Below are 16502 nucleotides of genomic sequence, written 5' to 3' on the forward strand. Positions count from 1 at the left end.
TGGCGGGGAGTCGGACACCGGCAGGGCAATCAGGCCGGATCCAGAAACTGCAGGCAAGATGGGAACATGCTGGTTCCCTCCCGCCGTCGTCTGCGGATCGAAGTCTGGATCGTCTTGGGCCTCTCGCTGGGCCAGTCCGCCGTGTACTCCGTGGTGCAACTGCTGGACAAGATGACGCGTGCGCCCCTTGCGGAGGGCACCTCAACACTGAACCGCTCGCAAAGCACCCGTGAGTATTTCGATCTGACCTACCAGCTGCTGGACATTGTCTTCGCGCTGGTGCCCGTGCTGCTCGTGTTCTACTTCCTCAGTGACCAGCGGCAGGCCGCATCCGGCGACGGAAGCAAAGCCGGTTCGGCCTTCACGAGGCTGGGGTTCAATTTTGAGCGGCCCGGCCGGGATCTGCTGCAGGGGCTTGGCCTGGCGGCGCTGATCGGCGTCCCGTCCCTCGGTCTGTACGCGGCGGGAAGGGCTCTTGGGGTTACCACCGCCATCATTCCCAGCGCACTCGACGCCTACTGGTGGACAGTGCCCGTGCTGATCCTGTCCGCGGTCCGCCACGGGATAGTGGAGGAAGTCATCGTTGTGGGCTACCTGCTGGACCGCTTCGGAAAATTCGGTTGGAGCGTTCCGTTGTCCATCATGGCGAGCTCGCTGTTGCGCGGCACGTACCACCTGTACCAGGGATTCGGGCCGTTTATCGGCAACGTATTGATGGGCGTGGTCTTTGCCTGGTTGTATACGCGGACGCGGCGGGTGATGCCGCTGGTGATAGCCCACGCACTGCTGGATATCGTGGCGTTCGTGGGCTTCAGCCTGTTCGGCAAGGCCGTGGGACTGGGGTGAAGCTGTGCGACTGAATAAGGGACTGGGCCAAAGGCGTCCGGACGGCCCCAGGCACACCTAGACGATGGCGACCAGCAGGTGGCGGCTAGGTAATGGCCGGTTCCAGGTCCCCTAATGGCTCCTGACCCGGGACGAGCGGGTCCCCGGCCAGGCCGGTCGGCACCGCGTAGAAGTCCTCCCATAAGGGGTCATCCGCAGGCAGGTCGTTCGGGTCTACCAGGTTGTCGCTCATAGGTTCCTCAAGTGGAGGCTCCAGATAGGGGAGGCCTCCGGGAGGGCAGGCATGAGCAGCGGGCATCGCCGGGTGGGGCGGTGCGCCATGCACTTGCCCGTTGTGGCGCTCGTCCGGTTTCAGTCCTACCAGCAGGTCTGGCCAGTGGGGTGGTTCCCAGTCCTGGTGTTCGCTTTTGTAGTGGTGCCCGGTCGGTGAGGTCCAGCCGGGTGGTTCGTTTTTGGTGGCTGGTGTTGGTTTCCAGCCGCTGGTGTGCCTGAGTTTGTGGTGTTTCGGGCAGGGTTGTCCCAGGTTGGAGATCCCGGTGGCACCGCCTTTATGCCAGGCGAGAATATGGTCTGCTTCGTTGTCCAGGGAGTGGTTGCTGCAGCCGGGGAAGGGGCATTTGCCGTCCCGCAGCCGCAGCCAGTTCCGCATCGCCTTGGTCACCCGGTAGCTGGTCCGGCCGATCTCCAGCGGCGCCCCGTCACGAGGATCAATGAGCACCCGGTGGAAGGAACCGGCACCATTCGCGACCAGATCCCTTGCCGTGGACGGCGGGATCGGGCCGTACCCGTCCAGCATGGCCGGCTCGTCGGTCAGTCCCATCAGGGAAAACACCGGCACGGTGACCAGGACCTGCGCACGGATCGAATCGCCCTGCCCGGGATGGGCTTCAGCACCTGTTCCCCGGGCCCCGGCTCCAGAGCCGTAGCCGGGGCCATGGCCGGAGCCTGTGGAACCGCCGTTGGTGCCGCTGGTCAGGAGGGCGGCGCAATAGGTGTCTGCCCGGCGCTGGGTGAGGGTGCGGTCTTCCCCGGGCCCTTGCATTCCCCGGGCGAGGGCGGTGAGCCGGTTCCAGATGGCCGATGCTTTGTCCGCGGGCAGGCACGCGGCGATCCAGGCCATCCCGTCAGTGTCCTTCCAGTACTCGACCCGCCGGTCCGCTGCACCCTTGGCGTGACGCTTCTCAATCGATTCGGGGTGGTGGCGTTCCCGCCAGGTCCTGGCCTTGGCCTTGAACCGGTACGCCGGCATTTCCCCGATGGTGGCACCCGTGGTCCGGTGTGCGGCGTCGGGGTCCAGGAAATAGTCCTCCAGGGCCGCCGCCGCGGCCGGGTCAAGGCCGAGGGTCTGGTCCACCATGGTCCGGGCATGCGCCCAGGAAATGGTCCCGGCCTGCAAAGCGGCGAGGGTCCGGGGCCGGGACGTGGTCAGGGCGTGGGCGTCGGCCAGCAGCGCACCGGCGGCGCGGTCGCCGATGACCAGCGCACACCCGACCTCGGCCACCAGGCTCCGGTCCTGCGCCGTTGCCTCCTGGGGTGAACGTGCCGGACCGTTCAGGGCCTGCGTGGCCGCGGCAAACACCTCCACCGCCTGCGCCTTCAACGCCGCCAGCTTCGCCTCCGACCGGGCTACCCCGGTTAAAACCTCCAAAGCCCCATCAGCAACCCGCTGCAACGCATCATCAAAGCCCGCGCCGGCAGTACAGGAACCAGCAGTACCGCCGCCAGCGAGCACCGCCGCAAAAGCAGCCACCGAAGCGTCAACCGCCGCCTCAGCCTGCACCACCGCCGGGTTGATTTCCATACCCAAAGTCTCGCAGGAGGGTCTGACATTTTCCCGGGAGACCTGGAAAAGCTGGCGGGGCGTTCTTGCTTTGCTCACCTGTTGGACCTGGAGAATCAACCGCGCTGTGGACCCAACCCGTCGGGTTAGGACAGGAAATGGATTCGGCCGCCATCGGCAGGTGACCCCGTTGTCACAAGCTGATGGCGGCCGAAGCTCATCCGGGCAGGCTGTAGCTCCTGCCCAAGGCGGTACCTGAGGTGAAACCCCAAGGCATAGGAGGAGGGTCAGATTGTGACTGCCCCGTTGGCGGTTTCAAACGTGACGGAAAGGATCCCGGGGGTCCCGTGCGGGGCCACCCACTCCACAGCCACGTCTTCCAGCGGCTTCTCCACGGGCTCTCCAAGCCATTCGGTCACGCGTGCCGCCGAGCCCGCAATGGTCAAGCAGCTCATTTTGACGTTGCTGTCGTAGGCGTTGGACGGGTGCAGGGAAGGATCGCCTTCCCACTTGAGCATGTAGGGCACCTGGGGGTCCGCAATGAGGCCCAGGATGCCAATCTGCTTCCACACGAGTTCGCGGCCATCGGGAAACTTGCGGTTTCCGTTCACGGCAGACCGGCCCAGCCGCTCCTCGAACGGGGCGAGGTCGTCCACTTCGACGCACCAGCCCATCCAGCCGCCGCCCGCGGCGGACCGGGCACGCACTGCCTGTCCGAAGGGGGCCTTGTCTGAGGCGGGGTGGTCCAGGACCTCCACGACCTCCAGGTACTTATGCCCGGCGAGGGGAATGATCATGTTCCGGGTTCCGAACCGGGGGTGTACCCCGCCCTTCACTGCCTCAACGCCGAGGGCAGAGGAAATACGTTCGGTGGTGGCAGCCAGGCCATCGTGTTCACAGGCGTAAGAGACGTGATCCATGCGCATGGCAACATCTTGGCACTTTGTGATCGGGCTCTCAGCTTAGGTAACCCTTACTCGGAATTCCCGCGCCGGAGAGCAGTGAAGCCCGTCCGCGGGCAAAAAGATCCGAGTCTATGTTCGTCATAATCGCATCCCTGTCGGGCGCTGTTCCTACACTGGCCTCAGGTCATGAGCGCCAGCGCCAAGCCCCGGCTCGCTGGCCGGCAACCCTCCATCCGCGGTGGGGTGCCCCGGGTGAGGACCTGGCTGTCCGGCAACGGCCGGATGGCAAGCGCGGCCCGCGGTGCTTCGAGCCTGCCGGGCCCATGTCAAAGGAGCCTTAGTGTCCAACGGATGGTCTTTCGAAACCCGCCAGATCCATGCAGGGCAGGAGCCGGACAGCGCCACAGGTGCCCGTGCCCTCCCCATCTACCAGACGACGTCGTTCGTTTTCCCCAGCGCCGAGAGCGCTGCGAACAGGTTTGCCCTGGCCGAGCTCGCGCCCATCTACACCAGGATCGGCAACCCCACCCAGGATGCGGTGGAGCAGCGGATTGCCAGCCTCGAAGGCGGCCTGGGTGCGCTGCTGCTCAGCTCCGGCCAGGCGGCTGAGACCTTTGCGGTCCTGAACATTGCCGAGGCGGGGGACCACATCGTGGCCAGTCCCAGCCTCTACGGGGGGACCTACAACCTCTTCGCCCACACCCTGAAGAAGTTCGGCATCTCGGTCACGTTCGTAGCGGATCCTGACAACCTCGAGCAGTGGCGTGACGCGGTCCAGCCCAACACCAAGCTCTTCTTCGCTGAGGTGGTGTCCAACCCGCGGCAGGACGTCCTGGACATTGAGGGCGTGTCCGGAGTTGCGCACAGCGCCGGCGTCCCCCTGATCGTGGACAACACCCTGTCCACGCCCTACCTCATCCGTCCGCTGGAATGGGGTGCAGACGTCGTGGTGCACTCGGCTACCAAGTACCTGGGCGGGCATGGGTCCGCGATCGCCGGCGTCATCGTGGACTCGGGAAACTTCGACTTTGGCAAGGACCCCGGGAAGTTCCCCGGCTTCAACACTCCGGACCCCACTTACAACGGCCTTGTCTACGCGCGTGACCTTGGGGCGGACGGTGCCCTGGGTGCCAACCTGTCCTATATCCTCAAGGCCCGGGTCCAGCTCCTGCGTGACCTGGGTTCTGCTGTCTCGCCATTCAACGCCTTCCTGATTGCCCAGGGGCTGGAAACGTTGAGCCTGCGGGTGGAACGGCATGTTGCCACCGCGCTGGAAGTGGCGCAGTGGCTCGAAGCGCGTGACGACGTCGAATCGGTCGCCTACGCGGGTCTGCCCTCCAGCCCATGGTTCGAGCGCGGGCGCAAATACGGTCCCAAAGGTACAGGGGCTATCGTCTCGTTCAACCTGGCCGGCGGCGCGGAAGCGGGCAAGCGCTTCGTGGACGCCCTGGAGCTGCACTCCCATGTGGCAAACATCGGCGACGTCCGCTCCCTTGTCATCCATCCGGCGTCGACCACCCACAGCCAGCTCTCACCGGAGCAGCAGGAAGTGGCCGGCGTGACCCCGGGGCTGGTGCGGCTTTCGGTGGGCATTGAGCACATTGACGACATCCTGGCCGACCTCGAAGCCGGCTTCCGGGCGGCCAAGGCCGCCGCAGCCTGAACCTGCCGCACCACCTGGCCGGCAGCCGGGGAAGTCACAACCAGTCACACTCTTGGCGGCAGGCATGGCCTGTTTCGTACACTCGAACCAGGTCATGAGTGCCAGTGACAGCCCCGGCTTGCTGGCCGGCAACCCTCCTTCCGCGGTGGGGTGCCCCGGGTGAAGACCTGGCCTGCCGGTCATTCGACGGCGGGCAAGCGCGTAGAAGAGGTCTTGCCATGACGGTTACCGTCACCCGTACCACCGTTCCCGAACACGGAATCGTCCGCTATGCCTCCATCGGCGGGCTGCAGCTGGAGGGCGGCGGTTACCTGCCGGACGTCACCCTGGCCTACGAAACCTGGGGCAGGCTCAACGAGGACGGCAGCAACGCTGTCCTGATCGAGCACGCGCTGACCGGCAGCACGCACGTGACCCGGGGTGACACGGATGAGCCCGGCTGGTGGGAGCAACTCGCGGGCCCGGGCGCGCCCGTGGACACAAACCGGTTCTTCGTGGTGTCCATCAACATCGTGGGCGGTTGCTACGGGTCCACCGGCCCGTCGTCACCTGCACCGGATGGCAAACCCTGGGGCTCGCGCTTTCCCCTCGTCACCTTGCGGGACAGCAGCGTGGCCGAGGCCCGGCTGGCTGACCAGTTGGGAATCAATAGCTGGTTTGCGGTGCTCGGCGGTTCCATGGGTGGAGCCCGCGCACTTGAATGGGCCATCACCTTCCCGGAGCGGGTGCAGCGCTGCGCAGTGATTTCGGTGGGCGCCGCAAGCACGGCCGAGCAGATCGCCTTCGCCCAGGCGCAGACCCTGGCGATCCGCCAGGACCCGAATTTCAACGGGGGCGATTACTACGGCGGCCCGTTCCCCGAGGAGGGCCTGGCCCTGGCCCGGCGCATTGCGCACATCACCTACCGCTCTGCGGCGGAACTCGAAGGCAGGTTCGGCCGCGAACCCCAGGCTCCGGAGTCGCCCCTGCAGGGCGGCGTCCTGGCTGCCCGCGGCCGCTACCAGGTGGAAAGCTACCTGGACCACCAGGGGAACAAGCTGGTCCGGCGGTTTGACGCCAACAGCTACATCGCAATCACCGACGCCCTGATGAGCCACGACATCTGCCGGGACCGAGGGCCGCTTCCCGAGACCCTGGCACGGTCGGGTGCGCGGTTCTTTGTGGCAGCCGTGGACTCTGACCGGCTCTACTTCCCGTCCCAGTCGCGGGAACTTGCCACGGCCCTGCCGGGAGACGTGGACGTGCACGTCATTGAGGCGCCGATAGGCCATGACGGCTTCCTGACGGAAATCGGCCAGTTGGGCCGCCAGCTCCGGGCGCACCTCTCGGCCTAGGAATGCCTCTCGCCGGCAGGCAAATGTGCATTTATGCAGATAGCCTCTGCATGATTCGCCGTTGAGCTTGCCGTTCAGGCGGACCATACTCGTTGGGACCCGGCGGTTCGTGGCCAAAATCACACGTATCCGCCACGACTGTCCCAGTGGTGTCGAAGAAGACGCCCGAAGGAGTTCATCAATGAGTACGGAAAAGTCCGCCGCGCGGCGGCCCGAGGAAACCGACGTCAAGTCCTCAGGCCTGAAGAAGGTCGTCACGGCCTCCATGGCCGGCACCGTGGTTGAGTGGTATGAGTTCTTCCTTTACGCCTCCGCCGCAACGCTGGTGTTCGGCAAGCTGTTCTTCCCCAACTCCGGCACCGAGCTGGACGGCATCATCGCAGCCTTCGTCACCTACGCGGTCGGCTTCGTTGCCCGCCCCATCGGCGGCATCGTCTTCGGCCACTTCGGCGACAAATTCGGCCGCAAGCAGCTCCTGCAGCTGAGCATCATCCTGGTGGGTGTGGCCACATTCCTCATGGGCTGCCTGCCAACCTTTGCGCAGATCGGCTACTGGGCGCCGGCGCTCCTGGTGTTCCTGCGCTTCGTCCAAGGCTTCGCGGTGGGCGGCGAATGGGGCGGCGCTGTGCTCCTTGTCGCCGAGCACAGCCCCAACAAGTCCCGCGGCTTCTGGTCAAGCTGGCCGCAGTCCGCGGTCCCCATGGGAAACCTGCTCGCCACCGCCGTGCTGTTCACCCTGTCCTCCACCCTTTCCCCGGAAGCGTTCCTCGGCTGGGGCTGGCGCGTAGCCTTCTGGCTCTCCGCAGTGATCGTCATCATCGGCTACTACATCCGCACCAAGGTCCAGGACGCGCCGATCTTCCTTGAGGCCCGCAAGGAAGTCACTTCCGAGAACAAGGGCTACGGCGTTGCCGAAGTATTCCGCCGGTACCCGCGCGGCGTATTCACTGCCATGGGCCTGCGCTTCGCGGAAAACATCCTCTACTACCTCGTGGTCACGTTCTCCATCACCTATCTGAAGGTGGTTGTGCAGACGGACACCTCCCGCATCCTGCTCCTCCTGCTGGTGGCACACTTCATCCACTTCTGTGCAGTCCCGCTGGTGGGCAGGATGTCCGATGCCCTGGGACGCCGCCCGGTCTACATGGCCGGTACGATCCTCGCCGGAACCTGGGGCTTCTTCGCGTTCCCCATGATGGATACCGCCAACGACCTCATCATCCTGGCCGCCATCACGATCGGCCTGCTGTTCCACGCACTCATGTACGCCGGCCAGCCGTCCATCATGGCCGAGATGTTCCCCACCCGCATGCGGTACTCGGGCGTTTCCCTCGGCTACCAGGTGACCTCCATCGTGGCCGGCTCGCTGGCGCCCATCATCGCCAGCTCGCTGCTGGGCAGCTTCGGCTCGTCCGTTCCGGTGGCGTTCTACCTCCTGGCCGCCTGCGTGGTGACCGCGATATCGGTGTTCTTCCTCAAGGAAACCCGCGGCATCTCGCTGCACGATGTCGACGCCGCCGACGCCCAGGGCACCGCCGACCTCCTGGCCGCCGCCAAGAAATAACCGCCCGGAAGTAGTCCCCACGGCACAGCACCATGGACACGGCAGCTGCCCGGACCTGCACCCAGCGCAGGCCCGGGCAGTTGCCTGTCCGCAAACATAAAAGTCAGGAACCCATGCGCGCAGCAGTCCTCTCCTCCACAGTTCCTTCCGGGACCAGCTATGCCCAGGCGCAGCCCCTGGTGATCCAGGAGCTCAGCCGTCCCGAGCCCCGCGCCGGCGAGCTGGGGGTCACCATCACCTACTCCAGCCTGTGCCACTCAGACCTGTCAGTGGTGGACGGATCCCGTGTCCGGCCGCTTCCCATGGCGCTGGGGCACGAGGCCGTGGGGCGGGTGGCGGCAGTGGGTGATGGCGTCACCGATGTTGCAGTGGGGGACCACGTGGTCCTTGTTTTCGTTCCGAGCTGCGGTTCCTGCCGGGCCTGCCGGGCGGGGAGGCCTGCCCTTTGCCACCGGGCCGCCGACGTCAACGGCTCGGGTGACCTGCTGCACGGCGAGGCGCTGCTGCGCACTCCGGCGGGGGAGCGGATCAACCACCATCTGGGGGTGTCCGCCTTCGCGGATTACGCGGTGGTTGCCCGCGAGTCTGTGGTGGTGATCGACGACGACGTTCCCGACACAGTCGCGGCCATGTTCGGTTGCGCCGTGCTCACCGGAATGGGAGCCGTCCTCAACACGGCCGACATCCGGGAAGGCCAGTCGGTTGCCGTCTTCGGCCTCGGCGCCGTGGGGCTTTCGGCCGTCATGGCGGCCGCGCTCGCCGGTGCCTCCGCCGTCATTGCCATTGATCCCAACACTGCCAAGCACGGACTTGCCACGAAGTGCGGGGCAACCTCAGTGGGAACCCCGGAGGACGCCGCGCGCCTGATCGCGGAAGCCGCCGGAGACGGGGTGGACATCGCGGTCGAGGCCGTGGGCTCGGCCCGGGTGATGGCCTCCTGTCTAGGACAGGTGACAAGGGGTGGCGCGGTGGTCTCCGTCGGCCTGCCGCACCCCTCCGCAGAGCTGACGGTGCCTGCGCTGCAGTTTGCCGGCGCAGGCAAGCGACTGCTGGGCTCATACATGGGCGACGCCGTACCGGAGCGGGACATTCCCCTCTACCTTGGATACTGGCGCGGGGGGAAGCTCCCGGTTGAGCTGCTGCACACTGACACCAGGCCGCTGGCGGAGATCAACGAAGGCCTCGATGCGCTCGCCGCCGGGCAGGTGGTGAGGCGGCTTTTCCAGGCCTGAAACCGGTCCGGCGGCCGGTATCCCGGGCATTCAACGCCAGACCGCGAGCAGCCCAGCGTCCTAACAGCCTCAGGCAGCCAGCAGATCCTGGCGCTCCGCCACCTGATGCTGGAGCGCCCCGATCACGGCCTGCACCCGGGCGGACCGCAGCGACTCCGGGCGTGCCACTGCCCAGATGGGGACCTGGCGCTGGAACGCCTCGGGGAGCACCGGAACGAACTCCGGGTTGCGCGCCACCATGAAGTTCGGCAGGAGCCCGATCCCGGCGCCCTGGCGCACGGCCTCCACCTGGGCAAAGATGCTCGTGGCCTGGAAGCTGGACTTCGGCATCGGCAGCTGCGAGGACCGGTGCCCCAGCTCGGCCACCTGGAGCGCCGACTCAACGTAAGAGACAAAGCCGTGGTGCCCCACGCCGTCGGGTGTTTCCGGCAAGCCGTGCTCCGCCGCGTAGGCGGGGCTGGCGTAAAGCCGGAGGAAGTAGTTGGTCAGGAAGATGGCCTGGGCGTTGCTCACGTCGGTGCGGCCCACCACCACCTCGAGGTCCACGCCGGAGCGGTTCTGGCTGACCCTGCGTGTGGCGCTCAACATCTCCACATTCAGCAGTGGATGCCGCTGCTGCAGGCGGACCAGCGCCGGCGTCACGAATTCAGCGCCGAAACCGTCCGAGGTGCTGATGCGCACCATGCCTGACAGGGCGTCCCGGTCCTGGCTGGTGGCAGCGGCCAGTGAACCGAGTGTTTCCTCGATCCTTTCCGCCGCGGCCATGGCAGAAGCGCCGAGCTCCGTCAGTTCCCACCCGTGCGGGCTGCGCTCCAGGGTCCGGCCGCCCAACTGCCTGTCGAGGGCAAGGATCCGGCGCGAGATGGTGGTGTGCGTTGTGCCCAGCGCCTCAGCCACGGCGTTGAAACGCCCCAGCCGGGCCACCGTCAGCAGAATCAGCAAGTCGTCCGGACTCGGTAGCTGTGCCATTCCTGCCTTCCAGCTATGTGCATCCGTGCACATGCCATCTGTGATTTTTTGCCTTGATTGCACTATAGCCGGGTGTGAGGGTGGACACAGGACCTTACGGCCGCCGGTCGGAGACAAAGCAAAGGAGCTAATGCCATGGCAGTAATTGGTTGGATAGGTTTGGGCAACATGGGCGGGTCCATGTCGGTAAATCTCGCCAAGGCCGGGCACGAGGTGCGCGGCTTCGACCTCAATCCGGCTGCCCTGGCGGCGGCTGAGGCCGGCGGCGTCAAGCCCGCCGGAAGCATTGCGGAGGCTGTGGAGGGAGCGGACGTCGTTTTTACCATGCTTCCCAAGGGCGAGCACGCCAAGGCCGTGTACCAGGGGCCGGACGGAGTCCTGGCCCACGCCGACACGCGAACCCTTCTGGTGGATTCCTCCACCATCGATATAGCCTCCGCGCAGGAACTGCACGACGCCGCTGCTGCCGCCGGCTACCGCTTCGTTGATGCGCCTGTCTCCGGCGGCATGAGCGGAGCAAAGGCTGGGACGCTGACCTTCATGGTGGGCGGTGAGGACGGTGCAGTGGCCGACGCCACGGAGTACATCCGGCCCATGGCCGCCAACATCATTCCGACAGGCGGCGCCACCACGGGCCAGGCAGCGAAAATCTGCAACAACCTCATGCTGTTCATCAACCTTGCGTCAACCGCCGAGGGCGCGGTGCTGGCCGACCGGCTTGGCCTGGACAAGCAGGTCTTTTGGGACATCGCTTCGGTCTCTTCGGGCGACAGCTGGGCACTGCGGACCTGGTACCCGGTTCCGGGCGTCGTGGACACCGCCGCCTCAAACAACGACTTCGCGCCCACTTTCACCACGGAGCTGGCCAACAAGGACATCGGCCTGGCCATCAGCGCCGCCGAAGACACCGGTACGCCGCTCGAGATCGGCCAGCACGTCCAGCAGCTGTTCCAACGCCTCATCGATGCCGGGGAGGCGGGCAAGGACTGCTCCATGATCATCAAGCTGGTGGACGGCTCACTCCGCACCGCCGAATAGCTCCCTCCTTACCCTGAAAGAGGCATCCAATGCAGACCATTCCCCATTACATCAACGGCCGGCGGATCAGCGACGCCGAGCGGTTCGGCCCCGTCTTCAACCCGGCCACCGGCGCGCAGGAGAAGCGCGTTGTCCTGGCCTCCGGCACCCGCGTGGAAGAGGCCATCGCGGCAGCAAAGGAAGCCCTGCCGGGCTGGCGGGCCACCAGCCTTGCCCGCCGCAGCAGCATTTTCTTCAAGGTCCGCGAAATCCTCACCGCGCGGAAATCCGAACTCGCCGCGATCCTCACCAGCGAACACGGCAAGGTCCTTTCTGACGCCGAAGGGGAGATCTCGCGCGGCCTGGAAAACATCGAGTTCGCCACCGGGCTGTCCCACATGCTCAAGGGCGAGCATTCCGAGCAGGTTTCCAGCGGCGTCGACGTCCACTCGGTCCGCCAGCCGGTGGGGGTGGTTGCGTGCATCACGCCGTTCAACTTCCCCGCCATGGTGCCGCTGTGGATGATCGGCAGCGCCCTGGCGTGCGGCAACACGGTGCTGCTCAAGCCCAGTGAGAAAGACCCGTCGCCGGCTGTCTTCATTGCGGAGGTCTTTGCCGAAGCCGGACTGCCGGCCGGGGTGCTGAACGTGGTCCACGGTGACAAGGAAGCCGTGGACGTCCTGCTGGAGCACCCGGACGTAAAGGCCGTCAGCTTCGTGGGTTCGACGCCCATCGCGCAGTCCATCTACAAGCGCGCCGCCGACCACGGCAAGCGGGTCCAGGCGCTCGGCGGAGCCAAGAACCACATGGTGGTCCTGCCGGACGCCGACCTGGACATGGCCGCTGACGCGGCCGTCTCAGCCGCATATGGGTCAGCAGGTGAACGCTGCATGGCCGTGAGCGTCCTGGTGGCTGTGGGCAGCATTGCCGACGACCTCGTGGAGGCGATCAAGAGCCGGATGGCCAACCTGGAGATCGGTCCCGGCACGGATCCCGCGTCGCAGATGGGGCCGCTGATCACGGCCGAGCACCGGGACCGCGTGGCGTCCTATGTCGCCGGGGCGGAGGACGAAGGTGCAACTGTGGTGGTGGACGGGCGCAGGCAGCAGTTCGATTCGGACGGCTTCTTCCTCGGCGTCAGTTTGGTGGACCATGTGAAGCCGGGCATGAAGGTCTACGACGATGAGATTTTTGGCCCGGTGCTGTCAGTGGTCCGGGCCGACACGTACAGTGACGCGGTCCGGCTGGTGAACGGGAACGAGTTCGGCAACGGCGTGGCCATCTTCACCCGCGACGGCGGCGCGGCGCGGCAGTTCGAATTCGATGTGGAGGCAGGGATGGTGGGCGTCAACGTCCCCATCCCGGTGCCGGTGGGCACGTTCTCCTTCGGCGGCTGGAAAAATTCCCTGTTCGGCGACACCCACATGTACGGCCCGGACAGCATCCGCTTCTACACGCGCGGCAAAGTGGTGACCACCCGGTGGCCGGATCCGTCAACATCCGTGATCGACCTGGGCTTCCCGCAGGTGGATTAAGGTGGCTAGCCGTTCATGATCTCGCCGCGGCGGGTCATGTATTCCTCCACGGACAGTTCACCGTTGCTGTACTGCTGGTCCAGTTCCGCCAGCTTGCGGGCGCGGTAGCCCTGCGGGGCCGACGGCGGCGGGGGAGTCTCGGGGGCAGCGGGCTGCTGCGGGGCTTCTTCGCGGGGGCCCTGCTGAGGCTGCCCGTACGGCGGATACTGCTGGTCCTGGGGGAAAGGCGGAACCGGCTGGATCGGCGGCAGGGGCTCCCCGGGCGGCAGTGGCTGGGGGCGGCCGAGCTCACGGAAGCCACCGCTGAAATAGTCCTGCTGGGTGAAGCCGTCCCGGGGCTGCTTGCTCTGCGGGCCGGCCGAGCCGAACTGGTTGGAACCCGGGTAGGTTCCGCCGCCGGGGAACTGCTCCGGGTACCGTCCCTGGAAGCTTTGCTCATGGTTTCGGCGGGCTACGGACTTCCGGTACATCCGCAGGGCCATCGGTATAACGAATGACAGGATGATGATCCAGAAAAACAGGTTATTCACGTGCCGCGCCTCTCAATTGTGTCCCTCCAGCTTAAACGCCCGGGACAAGGCGCCCGTTCCACTGTCCGCAGCACGGCACTCCGCCTCCGCACCGCGCCGGGTGGCCCGTGGCTAGCTTGCCGTGCCCAACGGTCCCTCGCCGGAGCCCAAGGGAACGCCTGCTCCAAAGACGGGACCCGGCGTCGGACGCTTGGGCGCGATGCCGTCTCCGGACGACTGGTTCCGCAACCGTCGAAGCACCCACGGCACGAAGTACTGGCGCGCCCACACGAGGTCGTTGGAGCGGGCTTCCCGCCAGTTCCGTGGCGGAAGCGGCTTGGGCTGCAGTGGTTCCAGCGTGTGTTCCACGTTCAGCGAATCGAGCACCATGGCTGCGATGGTGTGGTGCCCCAGCGGGGAGAAATGCAGCCTGTCCTGGTCCCACATCTGCGGATCGCCCAGTTGCCGCAGGGACCACATGTCGGCGATGACGGCGTCATGGCGCGCGGCCACGGTCCGCAGGTTCTCGTTATAGATGGCCACCTTGCTGCGGATCCTGCCCAGCACCGAGGAGCCGGTGTCCGGTCCGTTGAACAGCACCACCGTGGCGCCGCCCATGGCCAGGATCTGCACCACCGAATCGAGCTTCTCGGCGAGGACGTCGGGGTCTCCGCCGGGACGCAGGAGATCGTTGCCGCCGGCGGAGAGGGTCACAAGATCGGGTTTCAGGGCAAGGCACGGGGCCAGCTGCTGGTCCACGACCTGCTGCAGCAGCCTGCCGCGGACTGCCAGGTTGGCGTAGGCGAAGTCCGGCTGGGTCCGGCCCAGTTCCTCCGCCACCCGGTCAGCCCAGCCGCGGAACCCGCCCGGGCTCGAGGGCTCGGGGTCGCCGATGCCCTCCGTGAAGGAATCGCCCATCGCCACGTAGCGGGTCCAGGGGTGGGATCCGGGATGCGCGGGCGAGGTCTCGATGGCACTTGCTTCAGTCACGGTCCCTATCCTGCCTTCCGCCTCTCTGGCTACGCGAACGTAGGTTGTTACCTCGAAGTAACTGGTAAGAATGGAAACCATGACTGAAGCCGAAGTATTTCCTGCCCCTGTTGTTTTGTGGTCCCATCCCGAGGACCAGCGCGACGGCAAGCCGCTGCTGGTGCTGCTGCACGGATATGGGGCCAACGAGCAGGACCTGCTCAGCCTGGCTGACCTGCTGCCGGGGGACTTCGCCGTCGCGTCGGTCCGGGCTCCGATCGCCATGGGGCCGGGGTTCACCTGGTTCCCGCTCACGGCGTCCATCGACTACTCCCTGGAACGGGTCAAGGCGGCCTCGTCCTATGTGCTGGACTGGATCGACGCCATCCGGGTGGGCCATCCGTCCGTGACGCTGCTCGGCTTCTCCATGGGCATGGCCATGGCCACCACGCTCCTGCGGCAGCGCCCCACGGACTTCGCCGCCGTCGTCGGACTCTCAGGCTTCGTGGTGGATGCCGGCGGTGACCCGACCTTCCGGGACGATGAGCTGGACGGGACCATCCCCATGTTCTGGGGCCGCGACCAGCAGGATCCGGTGATCACCCCGGACAAGATCGAATACACCATGGGCTGGGTCCGGAAGCACGTCAAGCTCACCAAGGTGCTGTACACGGGCATGTGGCACGGGATCAACCAGCAGGAGATCGGGCACGTGGGCGAATTCCTCACCCACGAGGTCCTCAAGAAGTAGGACGGACGACGGCGGGCGGCGGCTTGGGCGGCCGGTCCGCCCGGCAGGGTCAGGCTGCGGGCGCCACCACGCGCACGGTCTGGTTGTTGACCGTGACGGTGTCCCCGTTGTGGAGCTGGCGGCCGCGCCGGTCGTCGATTTCACCGTTGACCTTGACCAGCCCGTTCTTGATGAGCTCTGCCGCTTCCACCCCGTCTTCCACCAGGTTGGCGAGCTTCAGGAGCTGGCCCAGGCGGATCATGCTGTCGCGGATGGTGATCTCTTCAACATTGCTCATAGAAGCAATGATGCCTGACGTAAGGTGGATTCAATGACCCACAGCCCCCGCCTGCCGCTGCTGGCAGGCCTTCCCCTCGCGGTGGGCGCGGGACTTGCCATTCCTGTCCAGGGCCGTATCAACGGAGCCCTCGGCACGCGCCTTGATGACGGCATCGCCGCAGCCGTGGTGAGTTTCAGCACAGGCCTGGTGGTCATGATCCTCATTTCGCTCCTGCTGCCGCGCGGCCGCGCCGGGCTGGCCAGCATCCTCCCGGCGGTCCGCAGCCGGGCTTTTCCCCGGATCTACGTCCTGGCCGGCGGCATCGGCGCGCTCTTCGTCTTCGCGCAGTCCTTCACGGTGGGCATCCTCGGCGTGGCGCTGTTCACCGTCGCCACCGTGACCGGCCAGACCGTCAGCGGGCTGATCGTGGACCGGCTGGGCATCGGACCCGCGGGCCGGAAACCGGTGACGGGCATCCGCGTCATCGGGTGCCTGCTGACCATCGCCGCCGTGGCATGGGCAGTTTCGCCCCGGTTCACCGGAGCTTCGCCCGGTATGGGATCCGACGGCGGGGCAGGTCCCGACGGCGGCCCGGCGGCACTCCTGGTCCCCCTCCTGCTGCCGGTGGCGGCGGGCTTCCTCATGAGTTTCCAGCAGGCCATGAACGGGACCGCCACCGTCCACTACGGGACGCCCATCGCCGCCACCCTGGTCAACTTCGTTGCCGGCTGCGCGGTGCTGTGGGTGGCCTACGCCGTCAAGGTCGCCGTGGCGGGTCCCGGCAACCCGCTGCCGGGGGAGTGGTGGTACTACGTGGGCGGTCCCATGGGCTGCATCTTCATCGGGCTGGGGGCGCTGCTGGTCCGCAGCCTGGGCGTCCTGGTGACCGGGCTGGGGATGATCGCCGGGCAGCTACTCGGCTCGCTGGCCCTGGACGTGGTGCTGCCGGCGCCGGGCAGCGTGGTGGCCCCGGCCACTGTCCTTGGCACCGTCCTGACCCTTGCCGCCATAGTCCTGGCAACCCTGCCCTGGCCGCGCGGCGCCCTGCGCAGGTAGCACCCGGTCCGGCAGCGGCCGGTAGGCTAGGACACGCAGCTTTCGCATTTTTCCTTCGTCCGCCCCGCCCGGCAGCCACGGCATCCTGCCGCCGGTTCCGGCAGGGCCTGAAA

The 16502-nt window shown here is 66.5% G+C and carries 15 protein-coding genes and 2 riboswitches; of the genes, 9 read left to right on the forward strand and 6 right to left on the reverse strand.

Annotated elements, in window-relative coordinates; translation table 11 throughout:
* Positions 1–66 precede the first annotated feature (66 nt).
* On the forward strand, positions 67–846 hold the full coding sequence (locus ASPHE3_RS06520; RefSeq protein WP_013600439.1) for a CPBP family intramembrane glutamic endopeptidase: 780 nt from the start codon (positions 67–69) through the stop codon (positions 844–846).
* Positions 847–931: 85 nt separating this feature from the next.
* On the opposite strand, the gene ASPHE3_RS06525 is transcribed toward ASPHE3_RS06520, so the two are convergent.
* Entirely contained in the window at positions 932–2647 is a 1716-nt protein-coding gene (locus tag ASPHE3_RS06525; RefSeq protein ID WP_013600440.1) for an HNH endonuclease signature motif containing protein, read from the reverse strand.
* Positions 2648–2913: 266 nt separating this feature from the next.
* Complete coding sequence (locus tag ASPHE3_RS06530) at positions 2914–3552, reverse strand: VOC family protein (protein ID WP_013600441.1); 639 nt, start codon at positions 3550–3552, stop codon at positions 2914–2916.
* A gap of 161 nt (positions 3553–3713) precedes the next feature.
* Positions 3714–3829, forward strand: a riboswitch (SAM riboswitch).
* 42 nt (positions 3830–3871) lie between these two features.
* Here ASPHE3_RS06530 and ASPHE3_RS06535 point away from each other — a divergent pair.
* The 4 genes from ASPHE3_RS06535 to ASPHE3_RS06550 all read left to right on the forward strand — a co-directional run bounded on the left by ASPHE3_RS06535 (position 3872) and on the right by ASPHE3_RS06550 (position 9324).
* Complete coding sequence (locus tag ASPHE3_RS06535; protein ID WP_013600442.1) at positions 3872–5194, forward strand: bifunctional o-acetylhomoserine/o-acetylserine sulfhydrylase; 1323 nt, start codon at positions 3872–3874, stop codon at positions 5192–5194.
* 90 nt (positions 5195–5284) lie between these two features.
* Positions 5285–5400: riboswitch (SAM riboswitch) on the forward strand.
* Positions 5401–5412: 12 nt separating this feature from the next.
* The gene (gene metX, locus ASPHE3_RS06540; RefSeq protein WP_013600443.1) at positions 5413–6528 is read left to right on the forward strand and encodes a homoserine O-acetyltransferase MetX; all 1116 of its coding nucleotides are present in this window, start codon (positions 5413–5415) and stop codon (positions 6526–6528) included.
* A gap of 181 nt (positions 6529–6709) precedes the next feature.
* Complete coding sequence (locus ASPHE3_RS06545) at positions 6710–8092, forward strand: MFS transporter (RefSeq protein ID WP_013600444.1); 1383 nt, start codon at positions 6710–6712, stop codon at positions 8090–8092.
* Between the two features lie 113 nt (positions 8093–8205).
* The gene (locus tag ASPHE3_RS06550; RefSeq protein ID WP_013600445.1) at positions 8206–9324 is read left to right on the forward strand and encodes an alcohol dehydrogenase catalytic domain-containing protein; all 1119 of its coding nucleotides are present in this window, start codon (positions 8206–8208) and stop codon (positions 9322–9324) included.
* Between the two features lie 69 nt (positions 9325–9393).
* On the opposite strand, the gene ASPHE3_RS06555 is transcribed toward ASPHE3_RS06550, so the two are convergent.
* A complete protein-coding gene (locus tag ASPHE3_RS06555; RefSeq protein ID WP_013600446.1) occupies positions 9394–10293 on the reverse strand; it encodes a LysR family transcriptional regulator in 900 nt (299 codons plus the stop codon).
* Between the two features lie 135 nt (positions 10294–10428).
* Between ASPHE3_RS06555 and mmsB the strand changes: the two genes are divergently transcribed.
* Both mmsB and ASPHE3_RS06565 read left to right on the forward strand, forming a co-directional pair.
* Positions 10429–11331, forward strand: a complete 903-nt coding sequence (mmsB, locus tag ASPHE3_RS06560) for a 3-hydroxyisobutyrate dehydrogenase (protein ID WP_013600447.1) — start codon at positions 10429–10431, stop codon at positions 11329–11331.
* A gap of 29 nt (positions 11332–11360) precedes the next feature.
* Complete coding sequence (locus tag ASPHE3_RS06565; protein ID WP_013600448.1) at positions 11361–12845, forward strand: CoA-acylating methylmalonate-semialdehyde dehydrogenase; 1485 nt, start codon at positions 11361–11363, stop codon at positions 12843–12845.
* A 5-nt stretch (positions 12846–12850) separates the two neighbouring features.
* Here ASPHE3_RS06565 and ASPHE3_RS06570 read toward each other — a convergent pair whose 3' ends face one another.
* Complete coding sequence (locus ASPHE3_RS06570) at positions 12851–13375, reverse strand: hypothetical protein (protein ID WP_013600449.1); 525 nt, start codon at positions 13373–13375, stop codon at positions 12851–12853.
* Positions 13376–13486: 111 nt separating this feature from the next.
* Complete coding sequence (locus ASPHE3_RS06575; RefSeq protein WP_013600450.1) at positions 13487–14344, reverse strand: SGNH/GDSL hydrolase family protein; 858 nt, start codon at positions 14342–14344, stop codon at positions 13487–13489.
* A 79-nt stretch (positions 14345–14423) separates the two neighbouring features.
* Here ASPHE3_RS06575 and ASPHE3_RS06580 point away from each other — a divergent pair, with 79 nt between their 5' ends.
* Positions 14424–15074 carry an alpha/beta hydrolase gene (locus ASPHE3_RS06580; RefSeq protein WP_041652007.1) on the forward strand — a complete coding sequence of 217 codons (651 nt, stop codon included), beginning with the start codon at positions 14424–14426 and terminating at the stop codon, positions 15072–15074.
* Positions 15075–15123: 49 nt separating this feature from the next.
* Here the strand turns inward: ASPHE3_RS06580 and ASPHE3_RS06585 are convergent, their stop codons facing one another.
* Positions 15124–15351, reverse strand: a complete 228-nt coding sequence (locus tag ASPHE3_RS06585) for an RNA-binding S4 domain-containing protein (protein ID WP_013600452.1) — start codon at positions 15349–15351, stop codon at positions 15124–15126.
* A 33-nt stretch (positions 15352–15384) separates the two neighbouring features.
* On the opposite strand from ASPHE3_RS06585, the gene ASPHE3_RS06590 reads away from it, so the two are divergent.
* Positions 15385–16389, forward strand: a complete 1005-nt coding sequence (locus ASPHE3_RS06590) for a DMT family transporter (protein WP_013600453.1) — start codon at positions 15385–15387, stop codon at positions 16387–16389.
* Positions 16390–16502 lie beyond the last annotated feature (113 nt).

It is taken from the genome of Pseudarthrobacter phenanthrenivorans Sphe3, from assembly GCF_000189535.1.
GTDB lineage: Bacteria > Actinomycetota > Actinomycetes > Actinomycetales > Micrococcaceae > Arthrobacter > Arthrobacter phenanthrenivorans.

What these genes read in the sequence shown, in the direction of transcription:
- ASPHE3_RS06520 (WP_013600439.1), top strand. Translation starts at nt 67, where the DNA reads ATGCTGGTTCCCTCCCGCCGTCGTCTGCGGATCGAAGTCTGGATCGTC.
- ASPHE3_RS06525 (WP_013600440.1), bottom strand. Translation starts at nt 2,647, where the DNA reads ATGGAAATCAACCCGGCGGTGGTGCAGGCTGAGGCGGCGGTTGACGCT.
- ASPHE3_RS06530 (WP_013600441.1), bottom strand. Translation starts at nt 3,552, where the DNA reads ATGCGCATGGATCACGTCTCTTACGCCTGTGAACACGATGGCCTGGCT.
- metX (WP_013600443.1), top strand. Translation starts at nt 5,413, where the DNA reads ATGACGGTTACCGTCACCCGTACCACCGTTCCCGAACACGGAATCGTC.
- ASPHE3_RS06545 (WP_013600444.1), top strand. Translation starts at nt 6,710, where the DNA reads ATGAGTACGGAAAAGTCCGCCGCGCGGCGGCCCGAGGAAACCGACGTC.
- ASPHE3_RS06550 (WP_013600445.1), top strand. Translation starts at nt 8,206, where the DNA reads ATGCGCGCAGCAGTCCTCTCCTCCACAGTTCCTTCCGGGACCAGCTAT.
- ASPHE3_RS06555 (WP_013600446.1), bottom strand. Translation starts at nt 10,293, where the DNA reads ATGGCACAGCTACCGAGTCCGGACGACTTGCTGATTCTGCTGACGGTG.
- mmsB (WP_013600447.1), top strand. Translation starts at nt 10,429, where the DNA reads ATGGCAGTAATTGGTTGGATAGGTTTGGGCAACATGGGCGGGTCCATG.
- ASPHE3_RS06565 (WP_013600448.1), top strand. Translation starts at nt 11,361, where the DNA reads ATGCAGACCATTCCCCATTACATCAACGGCCGGCGGATCAGCGACGCC.
- ASPHE3_RS06580 (WP_041652007.1), top strand. Translation starts at nt 14,424, where the DNA reads ATGACTGAAGCCGAAGTATTTCCTGCCCCTGTTGTTTTGTGGTCCCAT.
- ASPHE3_RS06585 (WP_013600452.1), bottom strand. Translation starts at nt 15,351, where the DNA reads ATGAGCAATGTTGAAGAGATCACCATCCGCGACAGCATGATCCGCCTG.
- ASPHE3_RS06590 (WP_013600453.1), top strand. Translation starts at nt 15,385, where the DNA reads ATGACCCACAGCCCCCGCCTGCCGCTGCTGGCAGGCCTTCCCCTCGCG.